General features: G+C 64.0%; 14 protein-coding genes. 9 read left to right on the top strand and 5 right to left on the bottom strand.

Features of this window, described 5'->3' with window-relative positions; all coding sequences use genetic code 11:
* Positions 1–97 precede the first annotated feature (97 nt).
* Positions 98–277, top strand: a complete 180-nt coding sequence (locus KPL81_RS19530; RefSeq protein ID WP_209474243.1) for a PLDc N-terminal domain-containing protein — start codon at positions 98–100, stop codon at positions 275–277.
* A 19-nt stretch (positions 278–296) separates the two neighbouring features.
* Here the strand turns inward: KPL81_RS19530 and KPL81_RS19535 are convergent, their stop codons facing one another.
* The 3 genes from KPL81_RS19535 to KPL81_RS19545 all read right to left on the bottom strand — a co-directional run bounded on the left by KPL81_RS19535 (position 297) and on the right by KPL81_RS19545 (position 1,436).
* On the bottom strand, positions 297–503 hold the full coding sequence (locus KPL81_RS19535) for a DUF3565 domain-containing protein (RefSeq protein WP_219793556.1): 207 nt from the start codon (positions 501–503) through the stop codon (positions 297–299).
* Positions 504–530: 27 nt separating this feature from the next.
* Positions 531–1,058, bottom strand: coding sequence for a GspH/FimT family pseudopilin (locus tag KPL81_RS19540; protein ID WP_219793568.1), 528 nt, complete (start codon positions 1,056–1,058; stop codon positions 531–533).
* Between the two features lie 114 nt (positions 1,059–1,172).
* Positions 1,173–1,436: a PP0621 family protein gene (locus tag KPL81_RS19545; RefSeq protein ID WP_209474238.1), complete on the bottom strand. Its 264-nt coding sequence runs from the start codon at positions 1,434–1,436 to the stop codon at positions 1,173–1,175.
* Between the two features lie 98 nt (positions 1,437–1,534).
* Here KPL81_RS19545 and KPL81_RS19550 point away from each other — a divergent pair, with 98 nt between their 5' ends.
* Positions 1,535–3,166 carry an NAD+ synthase gene (locus tag KPL81_RS19550; protein ID WP_219793557.1) on the top strand — a complete coding sequence of 544 codons (1,632 nt, stop codon included), beginning with the start codon at positions 1,535–1,537 and terminating at the stop codon, positions 3,164–3,166.
* Positions 3,167–3,266: 100 nt separating this feature from the next.
* Here KPL81_RS19550 and KPL81_RS19555 read toward each other — a convergent pair whose 3' ends face one another.
* Positions 3,267–4,091: an outer membrane protein assembly factor BamD gene (locus KPL81_RS19555; RefSeq protein ID WP_219793558.1), complete on the bottom strand. Its 825-nt coding sequence runs from the start codon at positions 4,089–4,091 to the stop codon at positions 3,267–3,269.
* 117 nt (positions 4,092–4,208) lie between these two features.
* Here KPL81_RS19555 and rluD point away from each other — a divergent pair, with 117 nt between their 5' ends.
* From rluD to ilvN, 5 genes are all read left to right on the top strand, one after another.
* On the top strand, positions 4,209–5,168 hold the full coding sequence (gene rluD / locus KPL81_RS19560) for a 23S rRNA pseudouridine(1911/1915/1917) synthase RluD (RefSeq protein WP_219793559.1): 960 nt from the start codon (positions 4,209–4,211) through the stop codon (positions 5,166–5,168).
* Positions 5,169–5,177: 9 nt separating this feature from the next.
* Positions 5,178–5,933, top strand: coding sequence for a peptidoglycan editing factor PgeF (pgeF, locus tag KPL81_RS19565; RefSeq protein WP_219793560.1), 756 nt, complete (start codon positions 5,178–5,180; stop codon positions 5,931–5,933).
* Positions 5,934–6,088: 155 nt separating this feature from the next.
* Positions 6,089–8,671, top strand: coding sequence for an ATP-dependent chaperone ClpB (gene clpB, locus KPL81_RS19570; RefSeq protein WP_219793561.1), 2,583 nt, complete (start codon positions 6,089–6,091; stop codon positions 8,669–8,671).
* A 472-nt stretch (positions 8,672–9,143) separates the two neighbouring features.
* Positions 9,144–10,868: an acetolactate synthase 3 large subunit gene (locus KPL81_RS19575; RefSeq protein WP_219793562.1), complete on the top strand. Its 1,725-nt coding sequence runs from the start codon at positions 9,144–9,146 to the stop codon at positions 10,866–10,868.
* Entirely contained in the window at positions 10,868–11,359 is a 492-nt protein-coding gene (gene ilvN, locus KPL81_RS19580; protein ID WP_111415356.1) for an acetolactate synthase small subunit, read from the top strand. The genes KPL81_RS19575 and ilvN overlap by 1 nt, the downstream gene beginning before the upstream one ends.
* A gap of 61 nt (positions 11,360–11,420) precedes the next feature.
* Here ilvN and ilvY read toward each other — a convergent pair whose 3' ends face one another.
* A complete protein-coding gene (gene ilvY, locus KPL81_RS19585) occupies positions 11,421–12,308 on the bottom strand; it encodes an HTH-type transcriptional activator IlvY (protein WP_209474225.1) in 888 nt (295 codons plus the stop codon).
* 179 nt (positions 12,309–12,487) lie between these two features.
* Here ilvY and ilvC point away from each other — a divergent pair, with 179 nt between their 5' ends.
* Positions 12,488–13,504 carry a ketol-acid reductoisomerase gene (gene ilvC / locus KPL81_RS19590; RefSeq protein ID WP_219793563.1) on the top strand — a complete coding sequence of 339 codons (1,017 nt, stop codon included), beginning with the start codon at positions 12,488–12,490 and terminating at the stop codon, positions 13,502–13,504.
* Positions 13,505–13,656: 152 nt separating this feature from the next.
* Positions 13,657–14,535 (top strand): CDP-diacylglycerol--serine O-phosphatidyltransferase, encoded by an 879-nt coding sequence (gene pssA / locus KPL81_RS19595; RefSeq protein WP_209474221.1) that lies wholly within the window; start codon positions 13,657–13,659, stop codon positions 14,533–14,535.
* Positions 14,536–14,675 lie beyond the last annotated feature (140 nt).

Raw genomic sequence — 14,675 nt, forward strand, 5'->3', positions numbered from 1 at the left:
ACCTTGATTCACATAACGCTACAGTTTCGGATTGTTGCCCCTGACGCTGCGTGCTAGTTCTTGAAGCAGCACCTACCGCTGGACAAGGAGATGTCGAATGGGAATCGAAGTAGGCGGCCTGCTGGGCCTGATCTGGCTGATCATTCTGATCTGGGCCATCGTCAAGGTGGCCAAGAGTACGGCGGGAACCTTCGCCAAGATACTTTGGATACTGGCGTTGCTGTTCTTCCCGCTGGTTGGCCTGATCATCTGGCTATTGATGGGCCCCAAGGGGTGACGGCCAGGGCCGGCGGCCGCTAGGGGGCATCAGGCGGCTCGCCGCGGTCGCACTTGACGCATTCGAGTTCGAGGCCGAGACGCAAGCGGCGTCCGCCTGGTGTCGTGACCCAAGGACGCTCGCTCCAAGGTGGTTGGTGGCGAACGTGCTGATAGTGGCCGCAGGCGAGCTCGGCGACCCAGTGATCTTCATCGTCCTGATGGTAACCCACGATGGCTCGTCGCATGCTGATTCCGTGTTGGGTCGTACTGGCTCAACAATCGATGGCGTTGCCGGCGCGTACGCGGCCGAAATTGCTGAGCACCAGTTGGGCGCCCCGTGCATGGCGGCCGCAAATTCGAAAGGTACCATTGTGTCCCGCCGGTCGTCCCAGGGCGCCATAGCGCACCGGTCTGCCATCAAGGCGATAGCTGACCCTGACGCCACGGTTGGCCTCGATCACCCGCAGCAGGTCGCTATCGGCGAACGTGCCGCCCGACAAGGGACCGAGCACGATGGCCAGCGGGGCGCTCCAGTCGCTCGTATCACAGCGTCTGCGGTCAGGACTGGGGCAGACGATGACCGTGCTGCGGCGGGTAATGGCCGCGTTGCGTCCCAGCGAGAGAGCCATGCGCAGTCGATGTGCTTCGGCGACCACTTCCTGGCGGGCATTCATCGCCTGCAGTCCAGGGACTGCCCAGCCCAGCAGCACGCCGGCCACGACGATGACGACAAGAAGTTCGATGAGGGTGAGGCCGTGCTGGTGCCGGGCGGAAGTAGGCGAGATACGAGCCGCGTCCATGAAGCTCTCCTGGAGTGTGCCTGGTCTGAGGCGTTCACTCTAGTCGAGCCTGGAAGAGAGTCTATCAGCCATTGCCGATGGAATTTGTAAGCGATTGCCGTCATCGCCTGCGGTCTACTCTTCGGGGCGCTGCTCCTGCAGGAAGCGATCGCGATGGGCGCTGCTGCAGAACCACTCCCCGTGGTCGCGCAGGGCATCGGACTCCGGCACGTGCACCTGACACCAGGCGCAACGTACCATCTGGCCGCCTTCCTGCTGCGACTCGACGTTCAGGGCATCCTCGCGGTCGAGTTTCCATTCGCGGTACATGCGGTAGAGCTTGAGGCCGGCGAGGAACAACACGGCGAAGATGATCAGCCGAATGAGCAAAAGATTCATCCTTGTTCGTCTCCCTGGTAGGGGCTAGCGGCTTTGCCAGCCGGACGCCCTTGCGGGACAATAGAGTGACTTCGGATTCTCAAGAGATTTCTACGCCCATGCAAGATTTGACGCTGGTGATGGCGCAGCTGGACCCGCTGGTAGGGGACATCCCCGGCAACGCCGATCGTGCCATCGAAGCCGTTCGCGAGGCACGCATCGAACATGGTGCCGACATCGTGGTGTTTCCCGAACTCTTCCTGAGCGGCTATCCCCCCGAAGATCTGTTGCTGCGTCCTTCCATGGAGACTCGTCTGCGCGAGGCGCGTTCCCGCATGGCGGCGAAGATGTCCCGCGACGTCCTGGTGGTGATCGGCTATCCCGGCCGCCGCGAAGGGCTCGGCTACAATCTGGCCGGACTGCTCTACAACGGCGAGTGGATCGGGGAGTATGCCAAGCAGGCGCTGCCCAACTACCAAGTGTTCGATGAGCGTCGCTATTTCGCCACCGGCGAGCAGAGCCTGGTCATCGAGCACAAGGAAGCCAGACTCGGCATCCTGATCTGCGAAGACATCTGGGACGGTGGCCCGGTGCGGGCGGCCCGCGAGGCGGGGGCGGACATTCTCATTACGCTCAACGCCTCGCCTTACCATCAGGACAAGCCGGCCGAGCGCCTGCGCCTGCTCGAGCAGCGTGCCGCCGAAGTGTCGCTGCCGCTGGTCTACGTCAACACCATCGGCGGCCAGGACGAGCTGGTGTTCGACGGCGGCTCGGCCTGTGTTGCCGCTGACGGTCAGGTGCGAGTCGTAGCGCCATACTGGCAGGCGGGGCTGATGCCGGTTCAGTTCGTCAAGGAGGCTGACGGCTGGGTGCCGCAGGAGGGCGAGGTCGAGCCCGCCGAGGAGCCCGAGGAGAGCCTCTACTGCGCGCTGGTCAGCGGTGTGCGCGACTACGTCAACAAGAGCGGTTTTCAGGGCGTGGTGCTGGGCCTTTCCGGCGGCATCGACTCGGCCCTGTCGCTTGCCATCGCCGTGGACGCGCTGGGGCCCCAGCGGGTGCATGCGGTAATGATGCCGTATCGCTACACCGCCGACATCTCCCAGGAGGACGCGGCCGAGCAGGCCAGGCTACTCGGCGTGCACTACGAAGTGCTGCCGATCGAGCCGATGGTCGACGCCTTCATGGCCACCCTGGCCGACACCTTCGCCGGCACCGAGCGCGACACCACCGAGGAGAACCTGCAGTCTCGCTGCCGCGGCGTGCTGCTGATGGCCATCTCCAACAAGAAAGGATTGATGGTACTGACCACCGGCAACAAGAGCGAGATGGCGGTCGGTTATGCCACGCTCTATGGCGACATGGTGGGTGGCTTCAATGCGCTCAAGGACGTCTACAAGACCTGGGTCTATCGGCTGGCTCGTTGGCGCAACACCCAGTCGCCGGCGATTCCCGAGCGAGTCATCACGCGCCCGCCCTCCGCGGAGCTGGCCCCTGACCAGAAGGACACCGACTCGTTGCCCGACTACGATACGCTCGATGCCATCCTGGCACGCTACATCGAGGGGGACATGAGCGCCGAGGCGATCATCGATGCCGGCTTCGAGCGCGATGACGTCTACCAGGTGGTCAAGCTGGTCGATCGCAACGAGTACAAGCGGCGCCAGGCGCCTGTCGGTGTGCGGGTGACGCCACGGGGCTTCGGTCGCGACCGCCGCTACCCCATCGTCAACGGCTGGCAGCCGGGGGAGTAGGCGCCAGAGCCTCGCCTCGCACCCGAGCCAAAAGAACGCCACCGCCCGAAGGAGCGGTGGCGTTCTGCTGTAGCCGTCTGACGCTGCCAGCAGCTTGAGGTCAGGCTGAGAGCGACTCCGAGCGTACGTGCTGCGGCTGGAAGGTGCGGCCACGCAGACGATCGTTGTTCGGATCGTTCTCGATCAGGACCTGCAGCACTTCACGGGCGCGGTCGCGCATGTCGAGCCCGAGATAGCCTTCGACCATCACCGCCAGTGCATCGCGGGTGGCCTCGGCCTCGGGATAGTTCTCGACCACCCAGCGACCGCGCTCGACTGCGGCCAGGTAGGCACCCTTGCGCAGGTAGAAGTCGGCGACATGCAGCTCATGCCGGGCCAGCACGTTGCGCAGGTAGACGATGCGCTGCTCGGCGTCGGGAGCGTATTCGCTGGCCGGATAGCGCGACACCAGTTCGCGGAAGTCGGTGTAGGCGTCACGCGAGGCCCCCAGGTCGCGCTTGGAGATGTCGATCAGGCGCAGCCGCTCGAGACTGAAGCGGCCCGCCTGCCATGAGGCCAGCCCGCGCATGTAAAGCGCATAGTCGGCTTGGGGGTGGGTGGGGTGCAGGCGAATGAAGCGACTCGCGGCGGCACGGGTGGCCTCCCAGTCGTTGGTCTCGTAGTAGGCGTAGATCAGCTCGAGCTGGGCCTGCTCGGCGTGGCGGCCGAAGGGATAACGCGTATCGATGGCCTCGAGGCGCGAGATGGCCGTGGTGTAGCGTCCGTCCTCGAGCGCGTCGCGCGCCTCGTCGTAGAGCTGCTGCTCGGCGACGCCTTCGAATTCGTCTTGCTCTTCTTCCGTGGCAGACCTGCCGGCACAGCCGCTGACCAGGGCGGCGGCCAGGAGCAGGGCGATAAGGCGTGTGGCGATGGGGGAAACGCGCATCGTGATCCTCGTGTCTAACAAGCCGTGTCGGCCGTGGTAGAATCGACCGTAACCCGTCCACTATAAAGCACCTCGCGTGAAAACGCAGTCCGAGGATGCCGACAGCGATACTCCCCTATGCCCCAGACCGTGGAAGCTCAGCAACGCGTGCCCATCTCTTTGGCCGGCTGCCGCCTCGACCAGGCCGCCGCCGAACTCTTCGCCGACCATTCTCGCGAGCGTCTCAAGGGCTGGATCAAGGAGGGGGCACTGACCGTCGACGGTCGTCCGGGCAAGCCCAAGGACAAGATGGCCGGCGGTGAATGGCTGCAGCTGGCGGCCACGCTCGAGGAGGAGAAGCGCTTCGAGCCCGAGGAGATTCCGCTCGAGGTGGTCCACGAAGATGACGATGTTTTGGTCATCGACAAGCCGGCAGGACTGGTGGTGCACCCGGCCGCGGGCAACCCGGACGGCACCCTGCTCAATGCCCTGCTGCACCACTGCCCCAGTCTGGCCACCGTGCCGCGGGCCGGTATCGTCCACCGTCTGGACAAGGACACCACCGGCCTGATGGTGGTGGCCAAGACGCTCGGCGCCCAGACCTCACTGGTCGAGCAGCTCCAGGCGCGTACGGTGTCACGCGAGTACGATGCGATCTGCGTCGGGGTGATGACCTCCGGTGGCACTGTGGATGCTCCCATCGGCCGCCATCCCAAGGATCGCAAGCGCCAGGCGGTGCATGTCAACGGCAAGCCGGCGGTCACGCACTACCGCGTGGTCGAGCGCTTCCGTGCCCATACCCACGTACGTTGTCGGCTCGAGACCGGGCGCACCCACCAGATTCGCGTGCACTTGGCGCACCGGCGCTTTCCGCTGGTCGGCGATCCGGTATACGGTGGTCGGCTCAAGCTGCCGGCAGGGGCCGGCGAGGCGCTCAAGACGCTGCTGCGCGAGTTTCCGCGTCAGGCGTTGCATGCCAGGAAACTGGCTTTTCTGCACCCCGGAAGCGGCGAGACGGTCGAGTTCCGCGCGCCGCTACCCGACGACCTGCTGCTGTTGATCGACTACCTGCGCGACGACCATGCGGTCATGCGCTGAGGAGCCAGGATGAGCGATGCCCCCCATCTGCAACCGACCCTGATCGTGCCTGACTGGCCAGCGCCCGCCAGCGTCGGGGGCTTCGTCACCACGCGCGAGACCGGACCCAGCCAGGCGGAGTTCGCCTGCTTCAACCCGGCCGACCGGGTGGGCGACAACCCCGCTCACGTGGCGCTGTGCCGGCGTCTGATCGGCAATGAGATCGGGGACGAGCGGCCGCTGCTGTGGCTCAGACAGGTGCATGGCGCCCGGGTACAGTCGAGCTACACCGACGGCGTGCCGGAGGCGGATGCGTCGGTGGCTTTCGATCGCGGCCACGCCTGTGTAGTGCTGACCGCCGATTGCCTGCCGGTATTCTTCTGCGATCGTGAGGGCACGCGCGTCGGTGTGGCGCACGCTGGGTGGCGTGGACTCGCCGGGGGTGTGCTCGAGGCGACGGTAGCGGCGCTGGCGACACCCCCTGAGGAATTGATGGCCTGGCTGGGGCCGGCGATTTCCAACGCCCAGTTCGAGGTGGGGCCGGAGGTGCAGCAAGCCTTCGTCGGTGTGCATCCCGAAGCGGTGGCCGCCTTCGATCCCAGCCCCTACCGCCTGGGCCACTACATGGGCGACCTGTATAAGCTTGCGCGGATGCGACTCGAGCGGTTGGGGGTCTCCCATATCGGTGGCGGCCACTTCTGTACAGCCTGTGAATCGCGTTTCTATTCTCATCGTCGCGACGACGGCAAGACCGGGCGCATGGCCAGTGTGATCTGGCTAAGATAGGCCGCCCCAACGTTGACCCGCGTCAAGCTGACGCACGCTTCCCCTGGTCGGCGACTTGAAAGCCGGCCACGCTGACTCCATTGAATCTGTCAATACGATACGACAGGGCCAAGCGGCGCGTCCGAACGCGCCGCCACCCCGATGGAGGAAAGCGAATGCGTTTCGACAAGTTCACCGCCAAGCTGCAAAACGCCGTGGCCGACGCCCAGTCCTTGGCCGTGGGACGCGGGCACAATCAACTCGAGCCCGGCCACCTGTTGCTGGCGCTGTTCGATGACCGCGATAACGGCATCAAGGCACTCGTCCAGAAAGCCGGCGGTGACGCCGCGCGGCTGCGCGACACCTTGGCGGGACACCTCGATGACCTGCCCCAGGTCTCACAGTTCACCGGCGAGGTGCAGCCATCGCGGGATCTGATCAAGCTGTTCAACCTGACCGATCGCGAAGCGCAGAAACGCGGCGATCAGTACATCGCCAGTGAGCTGGTGCTGCTGGCCGCGCTGGAGATGGGGCACGCAGTGACCAAGCTGCTGACCCAGGCCGGCGTGACCCGCAAGGCGCTGGAAAGCGCCATCGACAGCGTGCGCGGCGGCGAGCGGGTCGACGACCCCAACGCCGAGGAGAGCCGCGAGGCGCTTGAGAAGTATACCCTCGACCTTACCGCGCGCGCCGCAGACGGCAAGCTCGACCCGGTGATCGGCCGCGACGACGAGATCCGCCGTACCATCCAGGTGCTGCAGCGGCGCACCAAGAACAACCCGGTGCTGATCGGCGAGCCTGGCGTGGGCAAGACCGCCATCGTCGAAGGCCTGGCTCAGCGTATCGTCAACGGCGAGGTGCCGGAGGGGCTCAAGGACAAGCGCGTGCTGTCGCTCGACATGGGCTCGCTGCTGGCCGGCGCCAAGTTCCGCGGCGAGTTCGAGGAGCGCCTAAAGTCGGTGCTCAAGGAGCTGGCCCAGGAAGAGGGGCGAGTCATCCTATTCATCGATGAGTTGCACACCATGGTCGGGGCCGGCAAGGCCGAGGGCGCCATGGATGCCGGTAACATGCTCAAGCCGGCGCTGGCCCGCGGCGAGCTGCACTGCGTAGGGGCCACCACCCTCGACGAGTACCGCAAGTACATCGAAAAGGATGCCGCACTGGAGCGACGCTTCCAGAAGGTGCTGGTCGACGAGCCCTCCGAGGAGGACACCGTGGCGATCCTGCGCGGCCTCAAGGAACGTTACGAGGTGCACCATAACGTCGACATCACCGACGGCGCCATAATCGCCGCGGCCAAGCTGTCGACCCGCTACATCACCGACCGTCAGCTGCCCGACAAGGCCATCGACCTGATCGACGAGGCCTCCTCGCGCATCCGTATGGAGCTCGACTCCAAGCCCGAAGAGATGGACCGCCTAGACCGTCGCCTGATTCAGCTCAAGATGGAGCGCGAGCACCTCAAGAAGGAGACCGACGAGGCGTCGAAGAAGCGTCTCGAGAGCCTGCAGGAGCAGATCGACGACCTCGAGCGGGAGTACGCCGATCTCGACGAGATCTGGAAGGCCGAGAAGGCCAGCATCCAAGGGGCAGGCCAATTCAAGGAGGAGCTCGAGCGCGCCAAGATCGAACTGGAGCAGGCGCGTCGCCAGGGCGATCTCGGTCGCATGTCGGAGCTGCAGTACGGGGTGATACCCGAGCTGGAGAAGAAGATCGCCGAGTCGAGCGAGGCCGAGGCCGACACCTCGAAGCATAAGTTGCTGCGCTCCAGCGTCACCGAGGAGGAGATCGCCGAGGTGGTGTCGCGCTGGACCGGCATTCCGGTCGCCAAGATGCTCGAGGGCGAGCGCGACAAGCTGCTGCGCATGGAGGAGGCACTGCACCAGCGCGTGATCGGCCAGGAGGAAGCGGTCACCGCCGTGGCCAATGCCGTGCGCCGCTCGCGTGCCGGGCTCGCCGACCCCAACCGGCCCAACGGCTCGTTCCTGTTCCTCGGCCCGACCGGGGTGGGCAAGACGGAACTGTGCAAGGCGCTGGCCAACTTCCTCTTCGACACCGAGGAGGCAATGGTACGCATCGACATGTCGGAGTTCATGGAGAAGCACTCCGTGGCCCGCCTGATCGGTGCCCCTCCCGGCTACGTCGGCTACGAGGAGGGCGGCTATCTCACCGAGGCGGTGCGACGCAAGCCCTACTCGGTGCTGTTGCTTGACGAGGTGGAGAAGGCCCACCCGGACGTGTTCAACATCCTGCTGCAAGTGCTGGAAGATGGGCGTCTCACCGATGGCCAGGGGCGCACCGTGGACTTCCGCAACACCGTGATCGTGATGACTTCGAACATGGGCTCGGAGATCATCCAGCGCATGGGGGGCGACGACGAGCAGTACGAGGAGATGAAGCGTGCCGTCATGGATGTGGTAGGCATGCATTTCCGCCCCGAGCTGATCAACCGTATCGACGAGGTGGTGGTGTTCCACGCCCTGCGCCAGGAGCAGATCGAGGCGATCGCCGGCATTCAGCTCGACCGCCTGCGCGCCCGTCTGGCCGAGCATGGCATGCAGCTCAAGGTCAGCGACGAAGCCATGGCCCAACTGGCGCTGGCAGGCTTCGATCCGGTGTTCGGTGCGCGGCCGCTGAAGCGGGCGATCCAGAGTCGAATCGAAAATCCGCTGGCCCAGGATCTGCTGGGCGGTCGATTCACCCCCGGCGATGTCATTCACGTGAAGGTGGAAGACGGCAAACTCGTGTTTCGTGCCTGATACACAGTCATAACGCGGTAGCCGGTGCAGAGCCCGGTGAACGACTACACTGTCATGTAGGTTGCGTCCTGTAACCCCCCTTGCCCGCCCGCACATTGCCGGCGGGCTTTTTTACGCTGTCGGCAAGTTCGTGGTCGCGCCACGGTTGACACTGTCGCTAGGCTGTTGGAATCTTGAGCGTTCCTGATTTGCGGGCACGGACACCAGCGGGCGATCCCCCATTCCCGTGCGAAGGGTGGGCTTTGTGGCCTCTACCCGCCGAAGGATTCCGGAGCCGGCCAACCGCCGGAACCGGCCAATGCCCCGACGCGGCAATCCGCCGTGCTGAGAGTGCAGGCCCCAACCGGGTCTAATGCCAGGGTTTGGCATCAGGTGTCGGCCTCGCCGACAGCGGCATACCGCCGCACTCGACCCCGTGTCTGTCCAACACAAGGCACGGATCGCACTCGAGACCTCCAGGGGAGAGACACAAGTGGAACTGCTTTCCGGCGCGGATATGATCGCCCGATTCCTGCAGGATGAAGGCGTCGAATACATCTATGGCTACCCGGGCGGCGCGGCTCTGCATATTTACGATGCACTGTTCCGTCAGGACAAGGTCAAGCACATTCTGGTTCGCCACGAGCAGGCGGCCACCCACGCTGCCGATGGCTACGCTCGGGCCTCCGGCAAGCCCGGCGTGGTGCTGGTCACCTCCGGTCCCGGCGCCACCAACGCCGTCACCGGTATCGCTACCGCCTACATGGATTCGATTCCCATGGTGGTGCTGTGCGGCCAGGTGATGAGCCACCTGATTGGCGACGACGCCTTCCAGGAAACCGACATCATCGGCGTGACCCGCCCGATCGTGAAGCACAGCTTTTCGATCAAGCACCCGACCGAAATTCCCGAAGTTCTGAAAAAGGCCTTCTACCTAGCCGCGACGGGGCGTCCCGGCCCGGTAGTGGTGGACATTCCCAAGGACATGACCGCGCCCACCGAGCGCTACGAGTACGTCTACCCGAAGAAGGTCAAGATGCGCTCCTACAATCCGGTGGCGCGGGGACATACCGGCCAGATCAAGAAGGCCGTGGAGATGATGCTCAAGGCCAAGCGGCCGGTCTTCTATACTGGCGGCGGGGTCATTACCGGGCGTGCCTGCGAGGGGCTGACGGATCTGGTCAAGCGGCTCGGTTATCCCATCACCACAACGTTGATGGGCATCGGTGCCTACCCGCAGAGCGACCGGCAGTGTCTGGGCTGGCTGGGCATGCACGGCTCCTACGAGTCCAACATGGCCATGCACCACGCCGACCTGATCATCGCCATCGGGGCGCGATTCGATGACCGTGTGACCAATAACACCTCCAAGTTCTGCCCCACGGCCAAGATCATTCATGTCGACATCGATCCCAGCTCGGTGTCGAAGACGGTGCGCGCCGATGTGCCCATCGTCGGGCCGGCGGCCAGCGTCATCGACGAGATGATCAGCCTGGTGCAGGGCAAGGAGATCGCCCATCCCGAGGCCCTGGCGGAGTGGTGGGACAAGATCGACGGTTGGCGCGAGGAGCGCCGTGGCAAGCTCTACGAGCCGTCGAAGCCGGGCGAGCAGCTCAAGCCGCAGGAGGTGATCGAGGCGCTGTGCGAGGTCACGCGTGGCGAGGCCTACGTGACCACCGACGTGGGCCAGCATCAGATGTTCGCTGCCCAGTACTACAAGTTCGACAAGCCCAACCGCTTCATCACCTCGGGCGGACTCGGCACCATGGGCTTCGGTTTTCCTGCCGCCATGGGCATCAAGCAGAACTTTCCCGACGAGCAGGTGATCTGCGTCACCGGCGAGGGCAGCTTCCAGATGATGATGCAGGAGCTCTCCACCTGTAAGCAATTCGGTGGCGGGGTGAAGATCATCAACCTGAACAACGCCTCGCTGGGCATGGTGCGCCAGTGGCAGGACCTCAACTACAAGTCGCGACATGCGCACTCCTACATGGAGTCGCTGCCCGACTTCGCCAAGCTGATCGAGGCGTATGGCTTCACCGCGCTGCGGGTGGAGACGATGGACGAGCTGCGCCCGGCGCTGGAGCGTACCTTCGCCGACAAGCACGAGCTGGTGTTCGTCGATGTCATCGTCGACCCGCGCGAGCACGTTTATCCGATGCAGGTGCCCCTGGGCTCCATGCGTGACATGCTGCTTTCCAAGACGGAGCGGACCTGATGCGCCATATCATCTCGATTCTCATGGAAAACGAACCGGGCGCACTGTCTCGTGTGGTAGGACTGTTCTCGCAGCGCAACTTCAACATCGAGACGCTCAACGTGGCGCCCACCGAGGATCCGTCGCTGTCGCGGCTGACCGTGACCACCGTCGGCGACGACCGGGTGATCGAGCAGATCACCAAGCATCTGAACAAGCTGATCGACGTGATCAAGCTGGTCGACCTCACCGAGGGCAACCACATCGAGCGTGAACTGATGCTGGTCAAGGTCAAGGCGCTGGGAGCGGCCCGCGACGAGGTCAAGCGTACCGTCGACATCTTTCGCGCCCAGATCGTCGATGTCACGCCGAGCCTCTACACCGTGCAGATCACCGGCGATGCGCCCAAGCTCGACGCCTTTCTTCAGGCCATGGGGCCGGTAGGGGTACTCGAGGTGGCGCGGACCGGAGTGTCGGGTATAGCGCGTGGCGACAAGGTGCTCAGCCTCTGAATTCCGCTGTCAGCCGTATCGATGAGCCGCCTTTCGAGGCGGCTTTTTCGTGGATGGCCGCCTAGCGCTCTTCGACCTCGTCCCACAGCGCCTGGATTAGCGGACTCTTGAGCTGGCGATGGAGCACGCACAGGCCGACGTCATAGTGCGGTAGCTCTGGCTTCACCGGCAGCACGCGGACCCGCTCGGCGAGGGGGCTATTGTCGAGTACGATCTTCGGCACCACGCCGATGCCGAAGCCCAACCCCACCATGCTGACGATCGCCTCGTGGCCGGCCACCTGGGCATAGATCATCGGTGCCACACCGAGCGCCTTGAACCACGTATCGGCATAGTCGCGTGACAGCCCAGCTTCGGAGAGTATCATCGGCACGGCTCGCCACTGGGTGGCCGAGGGCGAGGCGGGGGTGGCGGGCATCCAGCTTGCCTGCTTTACCGGGGCGATGAATACCAGGGGAGAGCGGGTCAGCGACTTGAAGGCCAGGCCTCCCGGCGCGCTGCGGGGCCGCGGCGTGATCGCCATGTCCTCCTCGCCGGCGAGCACACGGTTCATCGCCTCCGCCGGATCGCCGGTGTGCAGCTTGAGTTCGATGCGTGGATGACGAAGGCGGAAATCGCTTAACAGGTCGTAGAGAAAGCTGTAGCTAGCCGTGACTGAGCAGTAGATGCTGATTTCGCCGGCCAGCTCACCGGCCTGGCTGCTCAGGGTATGGCGCAGCATTTCCCACTGTGCCAGCGTCTCGCGGGCATAGGCTTGAAAGGCCAGGCCCTGGCGCGTCAGGCTGACATGGCGGTTGTCACGCACGAACAGCGGCGCATCAAGGGTCTCTTCAAGCTGGCGGATGGTGCGCGAGAGCGTCGAGGGGCTGACGTGACAAAGCTCGCTGGCACGACCGAAGTGCAGCGTGTCGGCCAGGGCAAGAAACTGCTTGAGGGGGCGCATGTCCATGTCTGGATTATTGCATGAAACGGCATGTGGTGTTGCAAATATCGCGTTTTACGCAACGTTCCCTTGGCGCTAAGGTAGAGCCATCGATTGAGCCGACTCCCAGCGCCGCAATAGACGGCGCGGGTGGCCATCAACGCTGACACGAAACTTCATCGACTATCCTTTCCAGGAGCACCAGCATGCGCGTCTATTACGACAAGGATTGCGACCTCTCCCTCATTCAGGGCAAGAAGGTCACCATCGTGGGCTACGGCTCTCAAGGCCATGCCCATGCCAACAATCTCAAGGAGTCAGGCGTCGACGTCACCGTCGCTCTGCGTTCGGGCTCCTCTTCTGCGGCCAAGGCCGAGGCCGCTGGCCTGAAAGTGGCCTCTGTCGAGGAGGCGTGCAAGTCCGCCGACGTGGTCATGATCCTGGCGCCGGACGAGAACCAGAAGGCGATCTACGAGAACCAGGTCGAGCCGAACCTCAAGCAGGGTGCTACCCTGGCCTTCGCTCACGGCTTCAACATCCACTACAACCAGGTCGAACCGCGCCGCGACCTCGATGTGATCATGGTCGCTCCCAAGGCGCCGGGACACACCGTGCGCTCCGAGTTCGTCAAGGGTGGCGGCATTCCCGACCTGATCGCCATCCATCAGGACGCCTCCGGCAAGGCCAAGGAGCTGGCGCTCTCCTATGCCGCGGCCATCGGCGGCGGTCGCAGCGGGATCATCGAGACCACCTTCAAGGACGAGACCGAGACCGACCTGTTTGGTGAGCAGGCCGTGCTGTGCGGCGGTGCCGTGGAGCTGGTCAAGGCCGGCTTCGAGACGCTGACCGAGGCGGGCTATGCCCCCGAGATGGCCTATTTCGAGTGTCTGCACGAACTCAAGCTGATCGTCGACCTGATGTACGAGGGCGGTATCGCCAACATGAACTACTCCATCTCCAACAATGCGGAGTATGGCGAGTACGTGACCGGTCCCGAGGTCATCAACGAACAGTCGCGCCAGGCCATGCGCAATGCCCTCAAGCGCATCCAGACCGGCGAGTACGCCAAGATGTTCATCCAGGAAGGCAACACCAATTATCCTTCCATGACCGCTCGCCGCCGCTTGAATGCCGAGCACGAGATCGAGCAGGTCGGTGCCAAGCTGCGCGGTATGATGCCGTGGATCGCCGCCAACCAACTGGTCGACAAGAGCAAGAACTGAGTCGTTGGACTCGCTCCGTTGAAGGCCAGGGCGCGGATTTCCGCGCCCTGGTCGTATCTGGCTCATAGCTACTGCGCTTTTCGCCTCGGCATCACCGTGTAGAATGAAGGCAGCACCTTCGAGTGGCCCCATTCTGGCAACGGATGAGACGAATGAGTCAGGATTCCCGCAATACCGAACACGACATCCATCGTGATGGCGCCCAGACAGGTCCTGCCGCTGGCAAGGACGAGCGGTCGGACGAGGAGGATCTGGCGGCTGCCTTCGTGCGCGAGACGGAGGTGATCGAGGAGTCGATCGAGGACGGCAAGAAGGTCAGGCGCAGGGGGATCTACCTGCTGCCAAACCTCTTCACCACGTCGGCTCTCTTTGCCGGCTTCTTCTCAGTGGTGGCCGGTATCAATGGCGACTTCACAGCGGCGGCGGTGGCGATCTTCATTGCCATGCTGCTCGACGGGCTGGATGGGCGCGTGGCACGCCTGACCAATACCCAGAGCGCCTTCGGGGCCGAGTATGACAGCCTTTCCGATATGCTCTCTTTCGGCGTGGCGCCGGCGCTGGTGGCGTTCACCTGGATACTCCAGGACATCGGCAAGACCGGCTGGGTGGTGGCCTTTCTCTACGTCGCCTGTGCGGCACTGCGCCTGGCGCGCTTCAACGTGCAAATCGGTAGCGTCGATAAAAAATGGTTCATCGGCCTGCCCAGTCCTTCAGCAGCGGCCTTCGTCGCGGCCAGCGTATGGACCTTTCATAGCTTCGATGCCGAGGCCTTCGGCTACAAGCTGCTGATGATGATCGTCGTGGCAGCTGCGGGCGTGCTCATGGTCAGCAACATCCGTTACTACAGCTTCAAGGAGATCGATCTCAAGGGGCCGGTTCCCTTTGTGGCGCTGCTGGCGATCGTGCTCGGCTTCGTGGTGATCTCGGTTGAACCTTCCGTCATGCTGCTGCTGCTGTTCGGTGCCTACGTGGCATCGGGGCCGGTGCTGGCTCTCATGCGAAAGATGAAACATTCTCCACCCGAGAGCTGAGCCGACCGCCAGCAAGTCGACGCCCGCCTCGCGCGGGCGTTGTCGTCTTCGTCCCGCACCGAAACCATCCACAGCCCCTTGTCTGCAAGCGCCTGTGGATAGCTCGCCAACCGCGTTCTGACATCGCATCGTCACGCGTT

The organism is Billgrantia antri (assembly GCF_019430905.1).
Classification (GTDB): Bacteria; Pseudomonadota; Gammaproteobacteria; order Pseudomonadales; family Halomonadaceae; genus Halomonas; species Halomonas antri.